Origin of the sequence: Clostridium sp., from assembly GCF_047718555.1 — a bacterium.
GTDB lineage: Bacteria > Bacillota > Clostridia > Clostridiales > Clostridiaceae > Clostridium_I.
In genome coordinates this window covers 1-22421 of the sequence record NZ_JBDNRK010000064.1, presented here as the reverse complement: position 1 = coordinate 22421, position 22421 = coordinate 1, and the positions used below count along the sequence as shown (strand labels likewise).

General features: G+C 31.3%; 22 protein-coding genes. 1 reads left to right on the top strand and 21 read right to left on the bottom strand.

The window, feature by feature from the left end:
- Positions 1–220: 220 nt before the first annotated feature.
- Positions 221–1090: an NAD(P)-dependent oxidoreductase gene (locus ABF633_RS18085; protein ID WP_415525628.1), complete on the bottom strand. Its 870-nt coding sequence runs from the start codon at positions 1088–1090 to the stop codon at positions 221–223.
- Positions 1091–1194: 104 nt separating this feature from the next.
- Complete coding sequence (locus ABF633_RS18080; RefSeq protein WP_415525626.1) at positions 1195–2400, bottom strand: MFS transporter; 1206 nt, start codon at positions 2398–2400, stop codon at positions 1195–1197.
- 212 nt (positions 2401–2612) lie between these two features.
- On the opposite strand from ABF633_RS18080, the gene ABF633_RS18075 reads away from it, so the two are divergent.
- Positions 2613–3509, top strand: a complete 897-nt coding sequence (locus ABF633_RS18075; protein WP_415525624.1) for a LysR family transcriptional regulator — start codon at positions 2613–2615, stop codon at positions 3507–3509.
- 70 nt (positions 3510–3579) lie between these two features.
- Here the strand turns inward: ABF633_RS18075 and ABF633_RS18070 are convergent, their stop codons facing one another.
- The 19 genes from ABF633_RS18070 to prmC form a co-directional block, all read right to left on the bottom strand.
- Complete coding sequence (locus tag ABF633_RS18070) at positions 3580–4554, bottom strand: molybdopterin-binding protein (protein WP_415525622.1); 975 nt, start codon at positions 4552–4554, stop codon at positions 3580–3582.
- Complete coding sequence (locus ABF633_RS18065) at positions 4551–5564, bottom strand: XdhC family aldehyde oxidoreductase maturation factor (RefSeq protein ID WP_415525620.1); 1014 nt, start codon at positions 5562–5564, stop codon at positions 4551–4553. The genes ABF633_RS18070 and ABF633_RS18065 overlap by 4 nt, the downstream gene beginning before the upstream one ends.
- Positions 5565–5591: 27 nt before the next feature.
- Entirely contained in the window at positions 5592–6521 is a 930-nt protein-coding gene (locus ABF633_RS18060; protein ID WP_415525618.1) for an ABC transporter permease, read from the bottom strand.
- Positions 6521–7597 (bottom strand): ABC transporter permease, encoded by a 1077-nt coding sequence (locus tag ABF633_RS18055; protein WP_415525616.1) that lies wholly within the window; start codon positions 7595–7597, stop codon positions 6521–6523. Before ABF633_RS18055 ends, ABF633_RS18060 begins: the two co-directional genes overlap by 1 nt.
- Positions 7594–9114 (bottom strand): ABC transporter ATP-binding protein, encoded by a 1521-nt coding sequence (locus tag ABF633_RS18050; RefSeq protein WP_415525614.1) that lies wholly within the window; start codon positions 9112–9114, stop codon positions 7594–7596. Before ABF633_RS18050 ends, ABF633_RS18055 begins: the two co-directional genes overlap by 4 nt.
- Before the next feature lie 19 nt (positions 9115–9133).
- A complete protein-coding gene (locus tag ABF633_RS18045; protein WP_415525612.1) occupies positions 9134–10240 on the bottom strand; it encodes a BMP family ABC transporter substrate-binding protein in 1107 nt (368 codons plus the stop codon).
- A gap of 180 nt (positions 10241–10420) precedes the next feature.
- The gene (locus ABF633_RS18040) at positions 10421–12172 is read right to left on the bottom strand and encodes a sigma 54-interacting transcriptional regulator (RefSeq protein WP_415525610.1); all 1752 of its coding nucleotides are present in this window, start codon (positions 12170–12172) and stop codon (positions 10421–10423) included.
- Positions 12173–12472: 300 nt separating this feature from the next.
- Complete coding sequence (locus tag ABF633_RS18035; protein WP_415525608.1) at positions 12473–12865, bottom strand: bacteriohemerythrin; 393 nt, start codon at positions 12863–12865, stop codon at positions 12473–12475.
- A 187-nt stretch (positions 12866–13052) separates the two neighbouring features.
- Positions 13053–13445, bottom strand: coding sequence for a bacteriohemerythrin (locus ABF633_RS18030; RefSeq protein ID WP_415525606.1), 393 nt, complete (start codon positions 13443–13445; stop codon positions 13053–13055).
- Positions 13446–13708: 263 nt separating this feature from the next.
- The gene (locus tag ABF633_RS18025; protein ID WP_415525604.1) at positions 13709–14971 is read right to left on the bottom strand and encodes an Nramp family divalent metal transporter; all 1263 of its coding nucleotides are present in this window, start codon (positions 14969–14971) and stop codon (positions 13709–13711) included.
- 305 nt (positions 14972–15276) lie between these two features.
- The gene (locus ABF633_RS18020) at positions 15277–15540 is read right to left on the bottom strand and encodes a hypothetical protein (protein ID WP_415525602.1); all 264 of its coding nucleotides are present in this window, start codon (positions 15538–15540) and stop codon (positions 15277–15279) included.
- 37 nt (positions 15541–15577) lie between these two features.
- On the bottom strand, positions 15578–16207 hold the full coding sequence (gene upp, locus ABF633_RS18015; protein WP_415525600.1) for a uracil phosphoribosyltransferase: 630 nt from the start codon (positions 16205–16207) through the stop codon (positions 15578–15580).
- Between the two features lie 57 nt (positions 16208–16264).
- Positions 16265–16708 carry a ribose 5-phosphate isomerase B gene (gene rpiB / locus ABF633_RS18010; RefSeq protein WP_415525598.1) on the bottom strand — a complete coding sequence of 148 codons (444 nt, stop codon included), beginning with the start codon at positions 16706–16708 and terminating at the stop codon, positions 16265–16267.
- A gap of 171 nt (positions 16709–16879) precedes the next feature.
- On the bottom strand, positions 16880–17332 hold the full coding sequence (locus tag ABF633_RS18005; protein WP_415525596.1) for a low molecular weight protein arginine phosphatase: 453 nt from the start codon (positions 17330–17332) through the stop codon (positions 16880–16882).
- 60 nt (positions 17333–17392) lie between these two features.
- A complete protein-coding gene (locus ABF633_RS18000; protein WP_415525594.1) occupies positions 17393–18445 on the bottom strand; it encodes an L-threonylcarbamoyladenylate synthase in 1053 nt (350 codons plus the stop codon).
- A gap of 75 nt (positions 18446–18520) precedes the next feature.
- Positions 18521–19249, bottom strand: a complete 729-nt coding sequence (locus ABF633_RS17995) for a ZIP family metal transporter (protein ID WP_415525592.1) — start codon at positions 19247–19249, stop codon at positions 18521–18523.
- Positions 19250–19355: 106 nt separating this feature from the next.
- Positions 19356–19931 carry a hypothetical protein gene (locus ABF633_RS17990; protein WP_415525590.1) on the bottom strand — a complete coding sequence of 192 codons (576 nt, stop codon included), beginning with the start codon at positions 19929–19931 and terminating at the stop codon, positions 19356–19358.
- 80 nt (positions 19932–20011) lie between these two features.
- Complete coding sequence (gene prfA / locus ABF633_RS17985) at positions 20012–21091, bottom strand: peptide chain release factor 1 (protein ID WP_415525588.1); 1080 nt, start codon at positions 21089–21091, stop codon at positions 20012–20014.
- Between the two features lie 315 nt (positions 21092–21406).
- Positions 21407–22261 carry a peptide chain release factor N(5)-glutamine methyltransferase gene (gene prmC, locus ABF633_RS17980; protein ID WP_415525586.1) on the bottom strand — a complete coding sequence of 285 codons (855 nt, stop codon included), beginning with the start codon at positions 22259–22261 and terminating at the stop codon, positions 21407–21409.
- Positions 22262–22421 lie beyond the last annotated feature (160 nt).

Genomic DNA, 22421 nt, shown 5'->3' with positions numbered 1-22421 from the left:
GGATAACGATTTACCCTAAAGGACAACGATTTCTAAGTATCGAAAATACCGATACCAAGAACTCTGTTTATCTATCCTATCTAAATATCAGTTATTGCTATGATACTTTACCTTTAAAGATTACGATAATGGTATCATATTTCTAGACATTTAACTATTTAATTCTCATAGTATTAGGCATACCTCATTTGTTGATATATTAAATATTGATTTTTTCAAATTATAACCATTTTTCATAAAGCTTCATCATTGCTGAAATATCCTCTTTACCCATTCCTTCACTTCTGGCCATCTCATACATCTGCTGAGTTAAATTTCCTATAAGTAAAGGCATTTTTAAATCTTTTGCGGTATCTATTGCAAGCTGTAAGTCTTTATACTGTAAATCTATCATAAATCCAGGTTTAAAATTCTTTTCTTTTATAAATTTCTCATATTTTGAAGTTAAAGCATAAGAACTACCAGAACTCTTACTGATAACTTCAAATAGTACATCTGCATCTAAACCGGCTTTTATCCCTAAAGTAAGAGCCTCAGCTACTGCTGCCATATTGGCACCTAGTAAAAGATTGTTTACTAACTTAACCGTATCCCCTGCCCCTACATTGCCTACATAATAAATTTTTTCCCCTATGTTCTTTAGAACCTCAGTTACACTATCTACTAATTCTTTTCTTCCACCTGCCATAATAGTCAATGTACCTTTTTCAGCACCAATGGAACCACCACTAACAGGGGCATCTATTACTTCAACACCTTTTTTTTCACACTCTCTAGCTATATATTGAATAGTTTTTGGAGTAATGCTGCTTAAATCTATTATTACAGTTCCAGGTTTCGCTCCTTCCAGAACTCCATTTTCTCCTAGAATAACATTTTTAACTATTTGGGAATTAGGAAGAGAAGTCATAACAATATCAGCTTCCTTTGCAACTTCTGCAGGATTTTCTCCAGCTAAGGCTCCCTTTTCTTGAAATTCCTTAACAATCTCATCTGCTACATCATAGACTTTCAATTCATGTCCATTTTTCAATATATTATTAGCCATGTTTTTACCCATGACACCTAATCCTATAAAACCTATTTTCATTTTTGTACCTCCGAATGTTTTCTATTTTTATTTTAGAATTAATTCTTCAAAATCTCTACAATAAAATTTAAATTATAATATTTACTTTATGTCATCAATTTAAGTTAAAAATTATTATCTATAGATATGTTACTATTCACTTTCTCTTTAGCCTTAACTAGATCGATTTTGGGTCTAGGTAACATTGAAGCTAAAAGCACTGCAATAATAGGTATAATAGTCAAACTGGATATTGCCGCATGTATTCCATGATTATCCGATATCCATCCAAGTATTGGTGAAACTACTCCTCCCATAGTTACTGCAAGACCCAAAGTAACTCCAGATGCTAAGCCCATATGATTTGGCAAGTATTTTTGTCCAAGCACTACCATTGGACTAAATGGAGTGTAAAGTGCAAAGCCTATTGGAACTAATAGAGCAGTTGCAATGGCAACATTATGAACATTTATAAATATAAATAATAGTGGCATAAGAGCAGCATATCCAGCTATTACTACTTTTTTGTGTCCAACTCTATCTGATACACGTCCTGCAATAAGAGTTCCAATAGCTCCTACAATAATCAATATAGATAAAGCTATACTTCCCGATCTTTCAGATTGTCCTAATATATGTATCCAATATAGAGGTAAGAAAGTATTAAGTCCAAAGAAAATTGTGGCACGACAAAGAAGTGTTAAGGTTAAATTTGCAAAAGGTTTCCATTCATCAGGGCTATCATTAATTCCCGATTTTACAGTATCTTCGCTAACTTTCTGTAATTTTTTAGAAAAACTTTTTAGTTGTGTTAATAGAACTAAACTCATAATTATAGCTGGTATACATAGAATAATTGTTCCCTTTAATCCAAATAATAATAATAACTCAGTAGTTATAATAGGGCCTACAGCAAAACCTATATTTCCTCCTGCTGCAAAGGTACTGACACTAGTAGCTTTATTTTTACCAGCAAATTTATTTGCCAAACGAGCTCCTTCTGGGTGAAAGGCAGCTATACCAACCCCACTTATAGCCACTGCAATTGCTATAAGCCAATAGTTAGAGGTAATTCCTGCTGCACCTATGCCAAGTCCTCCAAGTAATACCCCAAGCGGCAGTGTCCAAGGTGCTGAAATTTTATCTGAGTAAAGACCAAATATTGGTTGTACTATAGATGAGCTAAGATTAGCTGCAAAAATTAAAAAAGCTGCTGCTGCATAACTAAGATGCTTTTCTGTAATTAGAAAGGGCAGCATTGCCGGTAATGCCCCTTGGTAAATATCTGTAATTAGATGTCCTGATGTTAATAATTTAATATAACGACTCATTTTTTTCTCTCCTTTTATTATAACCAATGGGTTTCTATTGATAAACAATCACAAAAATGCAAGAAATTTTTTTTATTTAATAAAATTTCATAATTTTTATTGCTAAAAATCAATATTTTTCTTATTATTATAACAAAAACATATTCATATGAAAAATATTTAATATATATTAATTCATATAAAAAACATATGGATCTAAAGGAGATTGTAAAATGGATATAAGACAACTTAAATACTTTCTAGCCGTTGCAGAAGAAGGGCAAATAACCTCCGCTGCTAAAAAATTAAATATTTCACAGCCCCCTCTCAGTCAACAGTTAAAAGCCTTAGAAAATGAATTAGGTGTTAAATTATTTATAAGAAATAGTAGAAATGTAGAGTTAACTGAAGCAGGTATTATACTTAGAAATAAATCCGAACAGATATTAGAATTAGTTAATGCTACAGAAAAAGAATTAAAAGACTTAAATAGAGGACTACAAGGTACTCTGAATATTGGTACTGTAGGTTCTTCTGCTATCACTATATTACCTGAGAAAATACATAAATTTCATAAAAAATATCCTAATATAAACTTCCAAATGTGGGATGGCAGCAGTGTTAGAATAATGGAATTACTGAACAATGGAATTATAGAACTAGGTTTTGTACGTGCTCCTTTTAATTCTAAGCTCTACAACTCATTGTACATAAAAAATAATGAGTTAAAAAATTATACTCATGATACCATGGTAACTGTAGCAAAATCTGAATTATATGACGACATATATAAAGATACTATATCCATAAAAGAACTAGAAAATAAACCACTTATAATTCATAGAAGATTTGAAAATATAATAACAGAAGCTTGCAATAAATTAGGTTTTAATCCTAAAATAATATGTAAGAATGATGATATTATATCTTCTTTGACTTGGGCAAATGCTGGTATTGGCATAGCTTTAGTACCAAGAACTTCTTCAACACTTATGTACAATACAAATCTTAAAATTAAAGAAATTACTAATCCATCTATAGAAGCCAAATCTGCTCTAATATGGATGAAAAATCGTTATTTATCTACTGCAGCATCTCATTTCATCGAATATTTTAATACAGATAATTAAATTAAAAGGCTGTCTCGCTATGCATAGAATACATAGCGAGACAGCCCAAATTTATATTTCTTTGATGAAATTACATCAATCCACCTACAGCTAAATTTAAAAAAAATTCTCTGTTCAATTTTTCTCTGCATACTAAAAGTGGAAGAACTATATCAAATACAGTTTTTTCATTAAAAATTGCTGCTGTAGGAATACCCATAACAGGTATATTCTTTTCATAGGCCAGTAAAAACATATTTCCGGGCTGCACTGGCACTCCATGAACAATCAGTTCTTCTACTTCCTCTTTTATGGCTACAGGCGTCATATCATCTTCATCTACAGACATTCCACCAGTACAAACTATCATATCTGATCCTGAATTAATGGCTTTTCTTATTTCTTCCTTTATCAACTGCTTATCATCAGGAACCTTTACTGTTTTTATAATTTTACAACCATAATATTCAAATTTTGGTTTTAAAGTATCATAAAATTTATCTTTAATAGTACCATTAAAGATTTCAGTACCTGTAATTATCAAACATATCTTTTGTTTTATAAAAGGCATTACTTTAAATATTTTGCTATGGTCACACAGCGTTTCCAGCCTCTCTATATTTTCTTTCCTAGTATATAAAGGGATTATTCTTTCTGAAACAATTTTTTCTCCTTTTGAAACCACTGTATTATTATTGATAGTTGTTATTGTGATGTGCTCTATTTCATTAAGAGTATACAGTTTTTTCTTATCAACTTTAAAAACTCCATCTATTTTTGAAGATATATTTACTTTACCCTCTGATACATCACTTATATTATAATCTTCATTATTACAAATAGCCTCAGCAATTCTTATGGCACAATCATCCTCATGAATAGTCCCTTCTGGTATGTCATCTATGTAAAAATGTTCTTTGCCTATAGTTTTCAATATATTGACATCCTTTTCTTCAATTATATGTCCCCTCTTAAAAACTACTCCTTTAAACTCTCCAGGAATAATTTGTGTAATATCATGACATATAGGAAGTCCTATAGCTTCTTTTACATCTATAGCTTTCATTTTTCTCCCCTCACTTTAATAAGCTCTGCAGCAATACTAATTGCTATTTCCGCTGGTGTATCAGCATTAATTTCTATGCCTACAGGGGAATGAATCCTCAAAAAATCTTCTTCACCATATCCAAAAGCCTTGAGCTTTGAACATATTTCTACTCTCTTTCTCTTGCTTCCTATCATACCTATATATTTGGCCTTTGACTTTAATATCTGCTTCATCACCTTTAAATCACAGGCATGACCTCTTGTTATTGCAACAATATAGGTTTCTTCATCAATTTTAATGTTAAAATCTTTATCAAAGGAATCTATTATCTTAATTTCATCTACAAAAGGAAATCTATCTCTATTTGCAAAGCTCTCCCTATCATCTATTACTATTGTCTTAAAATCTACCATTTTAGTTAGCTTTGCTAGCTTTTCAGATATATGTCCTGCTCCAAAAATATATAGAATTTCATTACTTGAAATAGATTCAATAATATAGATACTGTTATCTATTTCTACAGTTTTAAGCTGCTTTTTCCCCAAATTTTCTTTTACCTTGCAGTAAAGCTCTGTTTCTATGCCCTTTGGCTCACCATCATTTGAATAGGTGCATAGATACCTTTTAATAGATAAATCTTTTTTATCCAAAATAGTTATAAATTGTGCTTTTTTATTTTCCTCTATAGACTGAAGAGAAGTTTTATAGATATCCATGTCATCAGCACATAGATATTCCAATAAAACTTCCACTTCGCCACCGCATATCATATCCGTTTCTTTTAATCCGTTCAAATCAAAATGCATAGTAACATTTTTCTTATTATTAAATACTTCTACTGCTTTATTTAAAACCTGTGATTCTAATCTTCCTCCACCAATGGTACCAAAGATACTATTATCTTTAAATATTATCATCTTAGCTCCAGAGGTACGAGGGGAGGAACCAAGACTTCCAAATATAGTTGCACAAACTAATGGCTCTCCTACTTTTAATGAATCACATATTTTTTTAAACAATTCTTTCATTAAAACGTCCTCCTGTTAATATTATAATTATCTTTCTTCTCTAAAGTAAGCATTTCCAAGAGCATTTGGTGGAGCATTTTTCTTTGATTTTTTCATAGAAACTACTACTAAAATTATAAAAGTTGCTATATAAGGCACAGCAGCAATTAAATACTGTGATACTATAGGCTTAGCCAATCTAAAACCTATTATGTCAAGTCCTCCAAAGAAGAAGGCTCCTATAATAGCTTTAAATGGATTCCAACCTGCAAATATTACAAGAGCTACTGCAATCCAGCCTCTTCCTGCAGTAACATTATCCTGCCAGGTTGGTACATACACTAAAGATAGATAAGCTCCTCCAAGTCCACAAAGTGCTCCTCCCAATAGTATGTGCACATATTTGTATAAACTTACATTTATGCTTGCAGCATCTGCTGCTGCGGGATTCTCACCTATAGCAGTTAAGTTTAAACCCTTTGAAGTCTTATATAAATATATTCCCAATACAATGGCACATACGTACCCCAAATACACAAATACGTCATGAGTAAAAAATACAGGACCTAAAAATGGTATCTTAGATAGCAGTGGAATATTTATAGGATCAAAAAAATTTTTTATAGAATTTGGTGCAATCTGACCTACCATCTTTGCACCTACCATACTAGAAAAACCACTTCCAAAAATAGTTAGAGTAAGTCCTGAAACTACTTGATTTGCTCTAAGTCCTACAGTCAAAAATGCATAAATAAGAGCACCTGCTGCACCTGCTGCCATGGCTCCAATTAAAGCAAGAATTGGATTACCTGTTTTTAATCCTACCATAAACCCAATTACAGCTCCCATAAGCATAATACCTTCCACACCAAGATTTAGGTGTCCTGCTTTTTCTGTAACTATTTCTCCAAGAGTTCCAAAAAGCAGCGGTGTTCCCGCAACTACTGCTGCTGCTAAAAAACTAATTAACCAACTCATTATGCTACCTCCTCAGCTTTTTTTCCTTTTGACGCAAATTTAACTTTAAATCTTATGAAAAACTCACTACCTAGCACAAAGAAAAGAATAGTTGATTGTAATATCAAGGCTGCCGATTCAGGTATTCCAAAAGCGGTTTGAATATAGCTTGCTCCCGTTAAAAGTGCTGCAAAAAGTATAGATACTATCACCATTGCAATAGCATTAAGATTAGCCAGCCAAGCTACTATTATAGCCGTGTTGCCAGCTCCACCTGTTATTTCTACAGATAGTGTATGACTTACTGCTGAAGTTTGTATAAAACCTACTACTCCACAAATAGCTCCACTTAAAAATAAAGCTCCAAGAGCTGTCTTTTTTATATTTATTCCTGAATATAAAGCTGTATTTTCACTTTCACCTATTACTGAAATTTCATATCCTTTTTTAGTGTAATTCAAATACATATATACTAATATTGTTATAATAATAGCTATAATCCAACCTATATGAATACCAAACACCTCTGGCAGAGTGGCATTATCTGAGAAATTCGGTATTTTAGGAAAACCCAAGGCACTCTTATCCTTCCAAGGCCCATACTGAAGATAAGTTACAAATTTTAGAGCTATGTAATTCATCATAAGAGTAGTAATAGTTTCATTGGTTTTCCAATTAACTCTAAAAAATGATGGTATGAATGCCCAAATACCTCCAAATATTAAGGCTGATATAAGCATTAATATTAATAATATTGGCTGAGACATATTGGGAAATTTTAAAGCTATTAAAGCAGCTCCAAAGGCTCCCATCATTATCTGCCCTTCTCCTCCAATATTCCAAAATTTCATTTTAAAAGCTATAGATACTCCAAGAGCTGATATCAAAAGTGGTATGGCCTTTATTATAGTTTGTCTTATATTATAAGGCGACCCAAAGGCACCCTGTATCATTGTACCATATACCATAACCGGATTTAATTTAAGTATAATTAAAAATATACTTACTAACAGCAATGCAAGAACTATAGCTGTTATCCTTATTTGCATGCTTTTTTTATTACTTATATCCGCTCTTTTAGCAAACCGTATCATCATAATTCACCGCCACCTTTATTTACATTTGAAACCATAAGCGTTCCAAGTTTTTCTTTTGTAGCATCCTTTGACTCTACAATTCCCGTAACATTTCCGCTGTTTAAAACCATAATTCTATCACAAAGCTTCATTAACACATCTAAATCTTCTCCTACAAATAAGACCGAATTGCCCTTTTTCTTCTCCTCATTTATAAGATTATAAATTGTATAACATGTATTTACGTCCAGTCCTCTTACAGGATAGGCCATTACAATTAATTTTGGATTTAAGCTCAGTTCCCTTCCAAGTAATATTTTTTGTATATTACCACCAGACAGATATCTTATAGGATAAAATATTCCTGGAGTTTTTACCTCCAAATTTTTTACTAGCTGCTTTGCTTTTTCTATCAATTGTTTTCTGCTTAGAAGAAAACCCTTTTGCTTTTTATAATCTTTAAGCAGAAGATTATCTACAATATTCATGGAACCAACTAGTCCCATTCCCAGTCTATCCTCTGGTATAAATCCAATAGCTATATTATTTTGTATCATTTCCCTTGAAGATTTTCCAGTTATATTTTCTCCTTGAAATACAATTTCTCCACTTTCTACAGAACATATACCAGTTATGGCCTCACAAAGTTCCTTCTGCCCACAGCCTGCAATACCAGCCACTCCAAAAACTTCTCCTTCTTTTATTTCAAAATTGACATCCTTTAAAAGCCTTATATTGTCTTTATTTGAAACACTTAAATTTGAAACCTTAAGTACTGTTTTCCCTGGTTTACATTCAACTCTATCTATGAACAAATCCATTTCTTTTCCTACCATTAGTTCAGTAAGATTTTTAGGATTAGTATTTTTCTTATCTACTGTACAAATTGCTTCACCTTTTCTCAAAATAGTTATTCTATCTGATACTTCCATAACCTCGTCCAATTTATGAGTTATGAATATAACGGCACATCCTTTTTCTTTAATTCTATTCATTATATTAAATAATTTTTTAGTTTCCTGCGGTGTAAATACAGAGGTTGGCTCATCTAAAATAAGTATATCTGCTCCTCTATATAATATTTTTAATATCTCAAGATTTTGTCTTTCACCTACAGACATATCGTATACATATTTATCTAGATTAACATCTAAACTAAATTTTTCGCAAACTTCATTTATTTTGTCAGAAACATTTTTTTCATTAATAAAAATTTTGTTATTTTGCCCCAATAATATATTTTGCCTTGCAGTCATTGATTCTACTAATTTAAAATGTTGAAACACCATTCCTATACCAGCCTTAATAGAATCCTTAGGTGATGAAAAATGTACTTTTTCCCCATGAATAAATATAGAACCACTGTCAGGAGTATAAACCCCTGACAGCATGTTCATAAGAGTACTTTTACCAGCGCCATTTTCACCTAAGAGTGCATGTATTTCTCCAGCATTAACACTAAAGTCTATGTTATTGTTAGCTACAACTTTTCCAAACACTTTCGTTATGTTTTTTACAGAAATCAACTCTGAACTCATAAGTATCACTCCACACTAGTTATTTTTGTATTGTACCATCTACACCTTCAACGAACCAATCCATAGACTTAATCTGCTCATCAGTTAAAGAACTTCCTTGTTGAATTTTAACAGTACCTTTTTGATCTTTAATTGGTCCTTGGAATATCTTATTCTTACCTGAAACTATATCAGCTTTAACTGCATCAACCTTTTCCTTTGCTCCCTGTGGTGCATTAGCAGTAAGTGGTGCTATATCTACAATACCATCTTTTATGCCGCCCCAATAGCTGCTTGATTTCCAAGTTCCTGCTTGTATTTCTTTTATTTGTTGTACATAGTATACTCCCCAGTTAAATACATCTGATGTCAAGTTAGCCTTAGGTGCATATTTACTCATATCAGTATTATAGCCTACAGAGAATACCCCAGCATCTTCTGCTGCTTCCTGTACTCCAGGAGTATTTTGATGTTGACCTACCACGTCTATACCTTGTGCTATTAAAGCTTTAGCTGCTTCTTTTTCCTTTGCAGGATCATACCAGGTATTTGTCCATACAACCTTAACTGTTGCATTAGGATTTACTGATCTAGCCCCTAAAGTAAAGGCATTTATTCCTCTGATAACCTCTGGTATTGGAAAAGCACCAACAAATCCAATTTTATTGCTTTTAGTTTTCATACCTGCCACAATTCCTGATAAATACCTTGCTTCATATTCTCTTCCAAAATAGTTAGACATATTTGTCTCCTGCTTATAACCACCAGCATGAAGGAATTTTATGTCTGGATGTTTTTTAGCTTCTGCCTGTATTCCATCCATAAATCCAAAACTAGCTCCAACTATTACAGTAGCTCCTTGATTTATCATATCTTCAGTGACTTTTTGAACCTGTGATGTTTCCTCTGGTACTGATTCTTTATATATGGTTTCTACTCCAGTTTCTTTTTCTAAATACTTTCTTCCTAAATCTTGAGCGTAATTATAACCGCCATCAGTTACTGGACCACTAAGAAGAAATCCTACCTTTAATTTCTTATCCTTGCTGGATGGATTTGAAGAACTACTCTGCCCTGACGAACAACCTGTCAGCAACATAGCTGAAACTAATGACACTGCTGCTAATTTTGTTAAGATCTTTTTCATGTTTGTTACCCCCTTAAATTTATAACTAAATATTATTACTAGCAATATTGATGCCAACATTAATATAGTAGTTTTCTTGACATTTTTTTATTATTTTAAAGTATATATTAACAATTTATCAATTATTATATATAAAATTATATTTATCATAATGATAAATATAATCAATATGATAACACATTAAGAATTCAACCTATATTCTTCTACTTTTCTATAGAGGGTGGCAATTCCTATTCCTAGCTTTATGGCAGCTAATTTTTTACCTTCTGTACTGGTTCCGTAAATACGAAGGGCACTTTTTATAGTTTGCTTTTCCAATTGTTTTAGGTTTAATATCTCTGCATGCTGCGTATTTAGTATATTCTGTTCAGCTCTCTTAACTATTTTTTGTGGTAATGTTTCTTTAGTTACAATTCCATTTGAATCCATCATATTTATCATGAATTCTACTGTATTTTGTAACTCCCTTATGTTCCCTGGCCAACTATACCTAAGCATGTAATTCCATATATCTCCATCTATGCCTATAAACTTTTTATTAAACAACTTACAATATTTATTGGCAAAATTGTAGGTTAATATTTTTATGTCTTCTATCCTTTCACGCAGTGGTGGAAGCTCTATAGGTATAACACTTAATCTATAATATAAATCTTCTCTAAACTTATCCTCTTTTATAAGTTCCTCCAGATTTTTATTTGTAGCTGCTATTATTCTAATGTCTATTTTTACAGACTCATTAGATCCAAGTCTAACTATCTCCTTTTCTTGAATTACCCTAAGAAGCTTCACCTGCATATGAAGAGGCATATCTCCTATTTCATCTAGGAAGATTGTGCCTTTGTCAGCCAATTCAAATTTACCTTTTCTACCCTTAGGATCTGCCCCAGTAAAGGCACCTTTAACATAACCAAATAGTTCACTTTCTAAAAGATTCTCAGGTATTGCACCACAATTAACCGCTATAAATACTTCATATTTTCTGTCACTGGCTTTATGAATGGCTCTAGCAAACATCTCTTTACCAGAACCACTTTCTCCTGTAATAAGTACTGTGGATATAGACTTTGCTATCTTTAATATTTTCTTTTTAATGGTCATTATTTTTGAGGAAGTTCCCAATATGTTGTCAAACACCACATCATTGCCCTGATCTGTCAATCTATTTATTTTATTTTTTATAGTTTTACTCTCATTGAATATAAATATGTATTTATATTTTTCACCTAATTCTATATCACTCACATTGCCTACTAAAAAATATTCCTCACCCTTCAATAAAACTCTAAATTCTTGATCCTCAAGCAGATAGTTTCCAGTAAATTCTACATTCATTTTTAAACTGCTTCCATCATAAAGATCTAATATTTCATTTGCCTTTTTATTAGAATGAGATATGTAATAATTTTTATCCAGTATTACTACTCCTTCAGCTATTTCATCCGTTATCACTTTCAATAGCTTTGCCATAATAGTTATGTTTTCATTTTCTATTGCTTCATAAGCTTTTGCACTTATAAGATCAGCCATTTGTTCTAAAAACACTGAATAAGTATCTATATTTGATAGAATTTTCTCTTTTTGATAATTATTAAAGCATATAAGCCCTATTACTCCTATTACTTGATTATTCAAATTTATTGGCACACACATTTCAAACTTTTCTATACAAGTTTCACAATTAGGACACTCTAGACAAATATCATGCTTTCCAGGTTCAGTTATCGTATATTTTTCTCCCGTTCTTAAAACTCCCTCATAAACATGTCCTTCATTCTCTAAGCTTTTATTTATGCCATCTTTATACTTTCCTGTACCAGCAATTCTAACAAGTGTACTATCTACAATTTCTACATCAACATCTAAAACCTGTGACAAAATATCTGCACATTGAATTGCCGTATTTTGTATTTTTTTTAATATAGTACTCATTAGCTTCACCTCAATGCAAATTAGTTAACGCTTATGAGTATATTATGAATATATATATATGTCAATAATCATTTTGATAATTTAATAAAATTATATTATATTTATTAAATATTTATTATAAAAATGATAATTATATTCCACATTATAAAATAAAATCCATATTTTAGCTATAAGGATAAAAAAACCACTCAAGAATACATTTTTCTAAGACCAATATTCTATGTCCTTACTTTAAAAAGGAAGGACTGCTTTAAAATGCATTAACACACTTTAAAACAGTCCTTCTCTACAAAATAGAATTTAATTTTCAATTATTTTTAAATCTTGTCCTATAATGTGATCATTTATCCACTTCACTACAAATTCTAATAAATCTAAAATATATTTATCTTGATTCTCATCCACATCTTTTAATTCTACTTTATTTAACTGCTCAATAAACTCATCATGCTCTATTTTATGGGCAAAAAATCTCTTGTACTTTATACTTAACATGTATTTTTCCTCTTCTTGAAAATGAAAAATAGTATAGTCCTTAAGTTCTCCAATAATTTCTACTATTTTATTATACTTGTCCACAAAATACTCACTTTTTAATAAATTATAAGCTCTTTCTGCAATTCTAAAGAGTTCCTTGTGCTGTTCATCTATTGTTTGAATACCAAGTAAGTAATCATCTTTCCATTTTAACATATTAATCCTCATTCTCCTTATCTAGGCTTATTTTTTCATTTATACGATTACATATCTTATTAAACAAAATTTTCATAGATATAATTTTAATATATTTTTATTCTAATAGCAATAATAGTATATTAAAATTATAGAGATGTCCTGTACTACATATAAATGCATTTTGACACACCACCTCTATTAAATTTTATTCTTCAAGAATTTTAAAATCTGTACCCAAAATATGTTCACTTATCCAATTCACTACAAATTCAAGTAAATCCATAATATACTTATCTTGATTACTATCTACGTCTGCCAAATCCACTTTATTTAATTTTTCAATAAACTCATCATGCTCTATTTTATGTGCAAAAAATCTCTTATACTTTATACTCATCATATACTTTTGTTCTTCTTGAAAGTGAAAAATAGTATATTCCCTAAGTTCCTCAATAATTTCTACTATTTTATTATATTTGTCCACAAAATAGTCACTTTTTAATAAACTATAAGCACTTTCTGCAATTCTAAAAAGTTCCTTATGTTGTTCATCAATTTTATTAATACCAAGCAAATAGTCATCTTTCCATTTTAACATATTCTTATCCCCTCCGTTATTTAGGCATATTCAAATAAATAACTAGTCAGTATGCTAGCCTATTTGAATCCTACTGCGTCAACAGAACCCTCAGATAGCCCACTATCCTCGGAACCTGTTTCCTTGTATGATTCAAAATATTCGTCGCATCTTTGACTTACTATTTATTTTCACATGCCTTATATAAATAAAATATTAAAAACATTGTTGCTTTTACATAGATTTAATTAAAATCCTATACTAGATACTCGCTTTACATATGTTTAAAAATAACTTATTAGCAAAGCTATATTCAGTGCCGTAACTATTATTCCAATTATCCAAAGCAATGTTTTATCTAATATAGAGTTCACAAATTTACCCATAACTTTTTTTGAAGAAGTAAGATAGATTTGAGTAAAAATAGTTATAGGTAGCTGAATACTTAAAAGCATTTGAGAGTAAACCAGACCACTAAAAGGATCAGCTATAAAAAATATAATAATAGCAGCAAAGATCAATGTGATATAAACACCTATCTTAGTATGATTGTCACCTATATCATAAGGCTCTCCATATATGCCAGCAAAAATACTTCCCCCGGCCATTCCAGCTGTGACTGTAGAAGACACCCCTGCGAATAAAAGTGCTAATGCAAATATTACAGACGCTCCACCACCAAGAAGAGGTTTCAACATTTGTTGAGCTTGATTTAATTCTGTTACTTGAACATGATTTGTAAAAAAAGTCGAAGCTGCCAAAAGAATCATTGCACTATTTATAGCCCAACCTATTATCATCGAAAATAAAGTATCTGCAAATTCATATTTAAGCTGCTTTTTTATTACATCTTCATTTTTCAAATTCCATTGCCTGCTTTGTATAACTTCGGAATGTAGAAAAAGATTGTGCGGCATAACTACAGCACCTAAAACACTCATTATTATAGGCATGGAATGTTTAGGGAAGGTTGGACTTACCCATCCTATAACTGCTGTTCTCCAATCCACATGTACCAAGGTCAATTCAAATATAAAGGATATTCCTATAATGGACACAAAACCTATAATCCATCTTTCAAGTTTTTTATAAGAATTTGTAAACAACATCCATATTACTAATGCTAGCATTATGACTGTACCAAATTTAATTGGTATCTTAAAAAGCATTTCAAGAGCTATTGCTCCTCCTAAAAGCTCAGCTAGGGCTGTAGATACAGATGCGGCCACAGCAGTCAAAAGTATTATATTTTTAATAATAGGCTTAATGTTCTTTGTAGCCGACTCAGAAAGACAATCTCCTGTAACTATACCAAGATGAGCCGCATTATGCTGCAATATTATCAGCATAATAGTTGAAAGCGTCACCATCCAAAGAAGAGCATATCCAAAGTTAGATCCAGCAGAGACATTTGATGCCCAATTACCTGGGTCAATAAAACCTACAGTTACAAGAAGTCCAGGTCCTATATATTTTAAAAAATCCATAGCCATGAGCCTAGGCTTATGCTCATCCTTAAATATATTAAAATTAAAAGATTTCTTCATGGTTTAGTTACACCTCAAATTCAATAAAGTTATGTAAAAAACGTTCATTATAAAATTTATGCATATTTATACCTATTATACATATCTTTTATTTATAATTTTAAACTTTTCTAGGTAATCAGTCAATAATCATTATTCATTAATATTTTATTTAAACAAATAAAATTCAACGCAAAATATAAAAAACCATCAAAATATTTTATCGTTGTAAATAAATTATACAAAATAAAATAAAATGACGGGATTTTTATGTAGGTAATCTTTTTAAAACTAATTATTAAAATATACTTTTATATGTCCAAGCATTATTTAAACATTATAAACATAAATGAAATTCCAATACAAATAAGAACTATGGCACTAATTATTAAAAATATACCGTATCCTTTTCTGTCACTATTTTTACTTAAAAAATACACTCCATTAAAAAATTGAAGTAATCCCAATAATATAAGAATGGAGGACATCATTATTATTTTATCACCAATTCCTAAAAAAGTAAGAACAGATATCAAAATGATTAATACTCCAAGTACTACCCTTATCAATAAAAATTTATTTTTCAACAAACAGGTATCCTCCTTACTATAGGTATTTTAAAATTTTTTATTTAGTTCCAAATAATCTATCTCCTGCATCCCCAAGACCTGGAACAATATATCCCTTTTCATTTAACTTTTCATCAATTGATGCTAAATATATATCTACATCCGGATGTGCTTCTTGTACTGCCTTTACTCCCTCTGGTGCACCTATAAGGCACATAATTCTTATATATTTGGCCCCTTTTTTCTTCAAAAGACTTATTGCATCAATGGCAGAACCACCAGTTGCAAGCATAGGGTCTGTTACTATTATATCTCTTTCTTCAATATCCTGAGGAAGTTTACAAAAATATTCTACTGGTTGAAGTGTCTTTTCATCTCTATATAATCCTATATGACCAACCTTTGCAGCTGGAATAAGTCTTAGCATGCCTTCAACCATTCCAAGACCTGCTCTTAATATTGGTACTATAGCAACTTTTTTACCTGCAAGTATTTTACATTTTGTCTTGCAAATTGGTGTTTCTATTTCCACAGTCTCCGTTTTCATATCACGAGTTACTTCATAAGCCATAAGCATAGCTACTTCCTCCACAAGTTCTCTAAACTCCTTAGAACCTGTATTTTTATCTCTTATAAGAGATAATTTATGCAATATTAAAGGATGTGCTATTTGTGTTACCTTACTCATTTTACTTCCTCCTAAATTTTCCTATATAAAGTATATTAAGATAAATAACCTAATCTATTATTTATTATTTTCAATATCAGCAATCTTATTTACTCTTTTCTCATGCCTTCCACCTTCAAAACTTGCTCCTAAAAAAGTATCCACTATGTCAATTGCAAGTCCTGGTCCGACAACTCTTTCTCCCAAGGCAATTATATTTGCATTATTATGTTCCCTGCATGCATGTGCTGAAAAAGTATCAGAACAAGTGGCCGCTCTAATTCCCTTTACTTTATTAGCTGCAATGCCTATTCCTATACCAGTACCACAAACCAATATACCTAAATCAAAGTTTTTTTGTGCTACTTCATTTGCTACCTTATATGCATAATCAGGATAATCACAGGATTCCTCATTATATGTACCAAAATCCTTTATTTCTATACACTTTTCCTCTAAATGTTTTATTATTATTTTTTTAAGGGATAATCCCGCATGATCACTACCTAATGCTATCTTCATTACACATACCTCCATAATTTTCGAAATTGTATTTTTTATTTTAAATTAATTCAATTAAGTATACTTACACACTCTATAATATATTTAAAGATTTTCATATTGCATAAAATATTTAGCTATTATAACTGACTATTTTTTCACATACTTACGTAAAAAAAAGATAAATGTATTTTATACAATACCTTTATCTTGCAATTTTTTAATTAAAAGTTCTATACTAGACTTTAAATCATTAAAGGTGTCCCTATATACATCTATATTACCACCATAAGGATCTGTTACATCCCTACTAATGGAGACATATTCATTTAAAGAATATACCTTAGAATTGTACTCTTCAAAATTATTTTTAATCATATAAGCCATATAGCCAGTCATAGTAAGTATAAGATCGAATTTCTCAAGCATTTCTCTAGTAAACTGAACTGCTTTTCTATTATCGAAATCTATATTTAAATTTTGTTTTATTAGCAAATGGGAATTTTTAGAAATAATACTTTCAGGCACTACACTTAATCCCGCTGAAGAAGCTGTAACTCCATCTATATTACATAATTCATTAAATATTGCTTCAGCCATACAACTTCTGCAGGTGTTCCCTGTACAGACAAAAAGTAGCTTCATACTATTTCCTCCTGTATACATTACAAATTACTGGATACCATCTTTTATCAACATTGTAAACTAAACATTTATTATATTGAACCCAGCAGATTTTTTTAATCTATTCATTATAGCTATTCCAAAACCAATTTCCTCAAAAGCTTCAGATAATATAATATCTACATTATTGTCATCAAAAGCTCTAAGTGTCTCAAAAAGATTTTTCCCTATACTATTGAGATCATTTCTACTTCCAAGGGATATAACTAATGCTCCTTTATATCTGTTCTTAGTTTCCTCTGTAGCCATAATACCAACTTTTTTACCTTCATCTATATAAGTTTGCACCATTTCATTAATTTTTGCAATAGTTTTTTGTAATTCTCCACTGACAATTTTTACTGCTGCTTTTGGTGCATAGTGTCTATATTTCATTCCTGGGGCCTTAGGTTTAAAATCCTTTTCTGGTTTTCTCATTATTGCTTTATCTATATAAATATTTTCATCTATTTCTCTAAGCATCTCCAGAGTTATTCCGCCAGGTCTCAATACACAAGGCGGTGTGACTGTACAATCTATGATAGTGGACTCCAATCCCACTTCAGAAATTTCTCCACCTACTATGTATTCAATTTTTCCTTTTAAATCTTCTATACACCTCTCCATATCTGTAGGACTTGGCCTTCCTGATATATTTGCGGAAGGTGCTGCAATAGGTACTTTCGCTGTTTTTATTATAGCTCTCGCAATGATACTTTTTGGCATTCTAATACCAATAGATTTTAGTCCCGCCGACGTAACATCTGGTATTAATGACGTCTTTTCAAGTATAATTGTCATAGGACCTGGCCAAAACTTCTCCATAAGCATTTTTGCCACTTCAGGTATATTTTTAACTAAAGGCCGTATTTCCTCTAAATCAGAAATATGAACTATTAAAGGATTATCCTGCGGTCTGCCCTTAGCCAAAAAAATCTTCGTTACAGCGCCTTCATCTAAAGCATTTGCTCCTAGTCCATAGACTGTTTCCGTAGGGAAAGCTACTAATCCTTTATTCTTTATGACCCGTGCAATTTCTTCAAGTATGCCTTTATCTAAATTATTACTATCCAATACCCTAACCTTAGTATCCACTTCAAATACACCTTCTTAAACATAATAAACAAATTGACTTCATTGTACTATTAAGTATTTCAGCTGTCAAATATATTATAAAACTGTGCACATAGCAAGTCCAAGTAGAAAACCCATTAGAATACCTAATGTACTTGTAACCCCAGACCAAATTGTATTAGCTTCTGGTATCATTTTCCCACAAACCACATAAAGCATTATACCTGAGGCAAGTCCAAGACTTGTACCTAATACACTTTGTGATATGCCTCCTATAAAAATCCCTATAGTTGCTCCAAAAGCCGTGGGCAATGCAGTTATTGCTGTATATAGAAAAATTTTAAGTGGATCTATTTTAGAAGCTACCATAGGAGCTGCCACTGCAATTCCCTCTGGTATATCATGTACAGCTATAAGTATACACATCTTAATTCCAAGACTCCCACCTACTATAAATCCACAGCCCATAATTATGCCTTCCGGAAAATTATGAAGCATAAGTCCTATAGCCGTTAAAAGTGCGATTTGCAAATGTTTATTTGAATGGAAATTATTTTTACTTATCAGCCTGTCCGCAAATGTAATAACAGCTATCCCTATTAAAGCAGTGGAAATAGTACTAATAAATCCCCATTTTTTTATGCATTCAGGAATAAGGTCAAAAACTACTACTGCAAGCATGATACCAGCAGCAAAACCAATAAGTGCACCTAAAAGTCTCTTAGATGGATTTTTAATTAGGAGCCCTACAGAGGAACCTATTAGAGTTCCAAGTAGAGATACTACACTGACAAACATTAATATTATTACAGTATTTATATTCAAAAAAATCACCCCATATCTATAACATTCTATTTACAGACATGAGGATTTATTCATTAATAAACTCTTATTTAAATAACTAAATAAGTTATTATTTCTTTTCAAATATCTAATTTCTGTATTCCTTTATTTTTCCTATAGCTTCTTCTGTAAAAAAAGCTCCAGTACAGGACTTATATAATTCATCTAATAATTTATACTTTTTATAACCGCCAGTGGAAATCACTGTATAGAAATACTCATTTTCAGGATTATTCTTTTTAAATCTTCCATAATGATAACCTGCATAAGGATATCTTTTTAAAAAATCAATATCAATTTTTCTTACAAATCTATTTCTCGTAATACTTTTAGTAATTAAAATTAATTTCATATCGCTTCCAGAACCTTCTGCATGGATTATATCTATCTTTTGGCAAAGCAAATTTATATCCTTTTTAGGAAATCCTATAGTGACCTTTATTCTATATTTATCTACTTCATAGCTTAAAACCTGAACTTTTGTTTTAAAACTCATAGCAGCCAAAATTAATAATTCTATTACAAATAGATATATGAAAAAAAATATATTTATTTGACCTGATAAATACCAAACAACAGGAAGAATAATAAGTATAAAAATCATGGCTATCATAGACCTCTTATAGGAAGCCCTTTGTTTTTTAATAGCTTTATTTATATTCATATTCCTCCCCACCACCTTAGTAAATGACTTTCTATAGAGGTACGCAATCATCTCAGCATCAAATATATTTAAATTGAAAGTTATACAGCCTGATTACCAACAGCCTTCATCTTTTCTGCCTGCTCCTCAGTAATTAATGCATCAATAATTTCATCTATTTCTCCATCTAAAAAGGAATCAAGTTTATACAGTGTAACACCTATTCTGTGATCTGTAACTCTACCTTGAGGAAAATTGTAAGTTCTTATTCTTTCGCTTCTATCACCTGTTCCAACTTGGCTCTTTCTATCCTCTGCGATACCTGCACTTCTTTCCTCTTGAGCCTTTTCGAACAATCTTGCTCTTAAAACCTTCATAGCCTTTTCTTTATTTTTAAGCTGACTCTTTTCATCCTGACAGGAAACTACCATTCCAGTTGGTAAATGTGTTATTCTAACAGCGGAATCCGTAGTATTTACACACTGACCACCGTGTCCAGAAGCTCTAAATACATCTATTCTCAAATCATTTGGATTTATTTCTACATCCACATCTTCAACCTCCGGCAAGACTGCCACAGTAGAAGTTGAAGTATGAATTCTACCACTGGATTCTGTATCTGGAACCCTTTGAACTCTATGAGCACCACTTTCGAATTTAAGTCTGCTATAGGCACCTTCACCTTTTATCATAAATACAACTTCTTTGAAACCTCCTATATCAGTTTCATTGGCACTCATAACTTCTATATTCCAACCTTTTCTTTCCGCATATCTTGTGTACATTCTAAAAAGATTGGCAGCAAATAGTGCAGCTTCTTCTCCACCAGCGCCACCTCTTATTTCCACAAATACATTTTTATTGTCATTTGGATCCTTTGGAAGAAGCAGTACTTTAAGCTCATCTTCGTATTTAGTTAAATTCTGCTGAAGTTCTTTTATTTCTTCTTCAACCATTTCCTTAAGTTCTCTATCTATTTTTTCACCCAGCATTTCCTGATCATCTTTTAGGTTTTCCTGAGCACTTTTATACTGCCTGTATTTAGTCACTATAGTTTCCATATCTGCATGTTCTTTGCAAAGCTTCTGCCACTCTTTCTGATTCGCCATAACAGTTGGATCACTAATCTTAATTGATAATTCCTCATATTTATTCTCTATAAAATTAAGTCTTTCAAGCATTAATTTATCACTCCGTATTTAGTAATTATCAAAGAAATATTTAATTGAATTATATGAAATTTTTCACATACTATATCTTTGAAAATACCTTATTTTAATAATTCTATATTATAACATATAATGTTTTGTATAACCATAGTAATTTAAACTTTAACTCATTATGGTAAGACACATTCAAATAAATAACTAGTCAGTATGCTAGTCTATTTTGAATCCTACTGCGTCAACAGAACCCTCAGATAGCTCACTATCTTCGGAACCTGTTTCCTTGTACGATTCAAAATATCCGTCGCATCTTTGACTTATTATTTATTTTCATATGCCTAAACTTCCTTTAATCACTCTGTCATTTCCAGAAAGATCTTTAATACACACTACATCTTTAAATCCATTCTGTTCCAGCAGTTGGGTTACTTCTTCTTTCTGATCATAGCCTATTTCAAAAATTATTAAGCCCTTTGAATTTAAAACTTTTTTTGATTCTCTAATTATTCTTCTATAAAAGTCCAATCCATCTTCTCCGCCGCAAAGCGCTATAAAAGGTTCATAATTCTTTACATCTTCCATTAAAGTTCCTATAACTTTACTTTTTATATATGGAGGATTAGAAACAACAACATCAAAACTACATTCATTTTCTATAGCCTTGCTGAGCAAATCACTTTTTAATACCTGAACTCTTTTTTCTAAGTTAAATCTTTCTAAATTGATCTGCGTAACCTCTATGGCAATTTCTGAAATATCGTAACAAATCACCTGCGAATCATCTAAATAATTAGCAATAGCTATACCTATTGCTCCACTTCCACAACATACATCACAAATTTTTTTTAAATTTTGCTTTTTTATTTCCTTTATAGCTTCTTCTACAAGTACTTCCGTATCTGCTCTTGGTATAAGCACTCCTGGTTTTATAAAATACTCTAGGCCCATAAATTCCGTACTCTGGAGAATATATTTTACAGGCATTTTTTTCTTTCTAATTTCTATCAGCTTAAGAAATTCTGCTCTTTTATTTTCCTCCACCTGCAAATCTCTATTTGTAATTATAAACAGTTTATCCTTATTTAAAACCTTACATAGTATAAGTTGAGTATCTAACATATAAGTCTCAATATTTTGAGACTTTAATATATCATAACCCAATATTAAAAGCTCCTGTATTTTCATTTTAACCCTCTACATTTTCTTAGGCACATTCAAATAAATAATTAGTCAGTATGCTAGCCTATTTTTAACCTGACTAACTTGGCGTAAGTCTCCCACGCACTCTGTGAAAGCGATTCACACAAAATCAAAGATTTTGGTTCTCTGCTTTTCTTCAAGTGGG

What these genes read in the sequence shown, in the direction of transcription:
- prmC (WP_415525586.1), bottom strand. Translation starts at nt 22,261, where the DNA reads ATGAAAATACAGGAGCTTTTAATATTGGGTTATGATATATTAAAGTCT.
- ABF633_RS18060 (WP_415525618.1), bottom strand. Translation starts at nt 6,521, where the DNA reads ATGAGTTGGTTAATTAGTTTTTTAGCAGCAGCAGTAGTTGCGGGAACA.
- ABF633_RS18005 (WP_415525596.1), bottom strand. Translation starts at nt 17,332, where the DNA reads ATGAAGCTACTTTTTGTCTGTACAGGGAACACCTGCAGAAGTTGTATG.
- ABF633_RS17990 (WP_415525590.1), bottom strand. Translation starts at nt 19,931, where the DNA reads ATGAATATAAATAAAGCTATTAAAAAACAAAGGGCTTCCTATAAGAGG.
- ABF633_RS18055 (WP_415525616.1), bottom strand. Translation starts at nt 7,597, where the DNA reads ATGATGATACGGTTTGCTAAAAGAGCGGATATAAGTAATAAAAAAAGC.
- upp (WP_415525600.1), bottom strand. Translation starts at nt 16,207, where the DNA reads ATGAGTAAGGTAACACAAATAGCACATCCTTTAATATTGCATAAATTA.
- ABF633_RS18040 (WP_415525610.1), bottom strand. Translation starts at nt 12,172, where the DNA reads ATGAGTACTATATTAAAAAAAATACAAAATACGGCAATTCAATGTGCA.
- prfA (WP_415525588.1), bottom strand. Translation starts at nt 21,091, where the DNA reads ATGCTTGAAAGACTTAATTTTATAGAGAATAAATATGAGGAATTATCA.
- ABF633_RS18035 (WP_415525608.1), bottom strand. Translation starts at nt 12,865, where the DNA reads ATGTTAAAATGGAAAGATGATTACTTACTTGGTATTCAAACAATAGAT.
- ABF633_RS18085 (WP_415525628.1), bottom strand. Translation starts at nt 1,090, where the DNA reads ATGAAAATAGGTTTTATAGGATTAGGTGTCATGGGTAAAAACATGGCT.
- ABF633_RS18045 (WP_415525612.1), bottom strand. Translation starts at nt 10,240, where the DNA reads ATGAAAAAGATCTTAACAAAATTAGCAGCAGTGTCATTAGTTTCAGCT.
- ABF633_RS18075 (WP_415525624.1), top strand. Translation starts at nt 2,613, where the DNA reads ATGGATATAAGACAACTTAAATACTTTCTAGCCGTTGCAGAAGAAGGG.
- rpiB (WP_415525598.1), bottom strand. Translation starts at nt 16,708, where the DNA reads ATGAAGATAGCATTAGGTAGTGATCATGCGGGATTATCCCTTAAAAAA.
- ABF633_RS18070 (WP_415525622.1), bottom strand. Translation starts at nt 4,554, where the DNA reads ATGAAAGCTATAGATGTAAAAGAAGCTATAGGACTTCCTATATGTCAT.
- ABF633_RS18050 (WP_415525614.1), bottom strand. Translation starts at nt 9,114, where the DNA reads ATGAGTTCAGAGTTGATTTCTGTAAAAAACATAACGAAAGTGTTTGGA.
- ABF633_RS18065 (WP_415525620.1), bottom strand. Translation starts at nt 5,564, where the DNA reads ATGAAAGAATTGTTTAAAAAAATATGTGATTCATTAAAAGTAGGAGAG.
- ABF633_RS18030 (WP_415525606.1), bottom strand. Translation starts at nt 13,445, where the DNA reads ATGTTAAAATGGAAAGATGACTATTTGCTTGGTATTAATAAAATTGAT.
- ABF633_RS18080 (WP_415525626.1), bottom strand. Translation starts at nt 2,400, where the DNA reads ATGAGTCGTTATATTAAATTATTAACATCAGGACATCTAATTACAGAT.
- ABF633_RS18025 (WP_415525604.1), bottom strand. Translation starts at nt 14,971, where the DNA reads ATGAAGAAATCTTTTAATTTTAATATATTTAAGGATGAGCATAAGCCT.